Source organism: Nocardia farcinica (assembly GCF_029867845.1).
In the GTDB taxonomy this organism is placed as follows: domain Bacteria; phylum Actinomycetota; class Actinomycetes; order Mycobacteriales; family Mycobacteriaceae; genus Nocardia; species Nocardia farcinica_A.
Map to the genome: position 1 here is coordinate 1 of NZ_JARWRU010000465.1, position 1,847 is coordinate 1,847.

The window sequence follows — 1,847 nt, forward strand, 5'->3', positions numbered from 1 at the left end:
GGCCCACCACCGTGGCCTGGATGGCGTTCCAGACCTTCCAGCAGATGATCATCCGCTACGTGCTCGATCGCCCGGCGATTGCCCGGGAGGATTTCGTGGACGAACTGACCCGCCTGCTCACCCGCTACACCGGGGCTCCCGAAGTCGGCTGAATCCGCACCACACGGCGAAATCGCGGGTAACTTAACCGAATCGGCCGAAATGCCGTCGCTTACTAGTCTAACTAGGTAATCTACGACCACGACGAGGCCGAGCGCAGTGCAGCCGTCGCGGACCGGCGAACCGCTCGAATGAAACAGCGGCAGTTCGCAATTCGCGAGTCGTATCGGCGCGGTCACGAGGAGTTCGATGGCGATCATTCCCGCTCGGGGAGAGCGCGAGCCGCACGGCGAGCCGGAACGCGCGCCGGAATCGGCTGTGGACGAGGTGGCGAAGTGGACGGGCGGTTATCTTCGCGGACATCCCGGCGCGGCACTGGAAACCGTCGGTCACCAATTCGTGCTCGGCGTGCGCGCATTCCAATATCTGTGCGCCGATATCGTCAAGGGGCGGTTCCCGTTCGGGGAATTCGTGCAACAGGCGGCATTCATGGCGCGGACCGCGGTGCTGCCGACGTTGCTGGTCGCCGTTCCGATCGGCGTCACGCTGTCCATCCAGTTCGGCCTGCTCGCCGGCCAGGTCGGCGCGACCTCGCTGGCGGGCGCGGCGAGTGGATTGACCGTGGTCAGACAGGGCGCGCCGCTGGTGGCCGCCATCCTGATGGCCTCGGCGGTCGGCTCGGCGATCTGCGCCGACCTGGGTTCCCGGCGCATCCGCGAGGAAATCGACGCGCTGGAGGTCATGGGTGTGGAAGTGGTGCGCCGATTGGTCGCGCCCCGGCTGGCCGCCGGCATCGTCGTCGCCATCGCGCTCACCGGATTGACCTGCTTCGCGGGCTTTCTCGCGGGCTATCTGTTCAACACCTACGTGCAGAAGGGCACGCCGGGAAGTTTCGTGGCCACCTTCGCTTCCTTCGCCACCGTCGGCGACTTCGTGCTCACCATGATCAAAGCCGCGGTGTTCGGCGCGATCGTGGCGATCGTCGGCTGCCAGAAAGGGCTGAGCACCAAGGGCGGCCCGGCGGGCGTGGCGAATTCGGTCAACGCCACCGTGGTGGCCTCGATTCTGCTGCTGATGATCGTGAACGTCGTGTTCACCCAGGTCTATCAGCTGGTACTGCCGCGGCAGGGGTTCTGAGATGACCATCGCCAGATACCGTCCGCCCGGCGCGCGCCCGCTGATGGTCGCGGGCAAGGCCGTCGGCCGCCCGATCATGCGCGCCGGTCACATGATCACCTTCCTGGTGCGCGCGCTGCTCGGATTGCCCGCGACGCTGCTGCACTACAAGCGCGAGTTCGCCCGCGTGCTCTCCGATGTCACCTGGGGCAACGGCTCCATCGTGGTCGGCGGCGGCACGGCGGGCGTGATCATCGTGCTCGGCGCGACCGCGGGCGCGGTCATCGGCATCGAGGGCTACAGCACCCTGGATCTGCTCGGCATGGGCCCGGCCACCGGCTTCATCTCCTCCTTCGCCGCCACCAGGGAGATGGCCCCGGTCATGGCGGCGCTGGCGTTCGCGGCGCAGGCGGGCTGCCGGTTCACCGCGCAGCTGGGCGCCATGCGCATCTCCGAGGAGATCGACGCGATGGAATCGCTTGCCATCCGGCCGATTCCGTACCTGGTCGGCACCAGGCTGCTGGCCTCGGTGGTGGCCGTGCTGCCGCTGTACCTGGTGTGCCTGGCGATGAACTACCTGGCCTGCGAGGTGGTGGTGCGACTGTCCGGGGCGGCCTCGCCCGGCACCTACC

At 67.5% G+C, this 1,847-nt stretch carries 2 protein-coding genes; both read left to right on the plus strand.

Going from position 1 to position 1,847, the window contains the following annotated elements; translation table 11 throughout:
• The first annotated feature begins 348 nt into the window (after nucleotides 1-348).
• Nucleotides 349-1,236, plus strand: a complete 888-nt coding sequence (locus QH283_RS10030; protein ID WP_280502741.1) for an MlaE family ABC transporter permease — start codon at nucleotides 349-351, stop codon at nucleotides 1,234-1,236.
• Between the two features lies 1 nt (nucleotide 1,237).
• A partial coding sequence (locus QH283_RS10035; protein ID WP_280502742.1) for an MlaE family ABC transporter permease occupies nucleotides 1,238-1,847 on the plus strand: 610 nt, incomplete at its 3' end.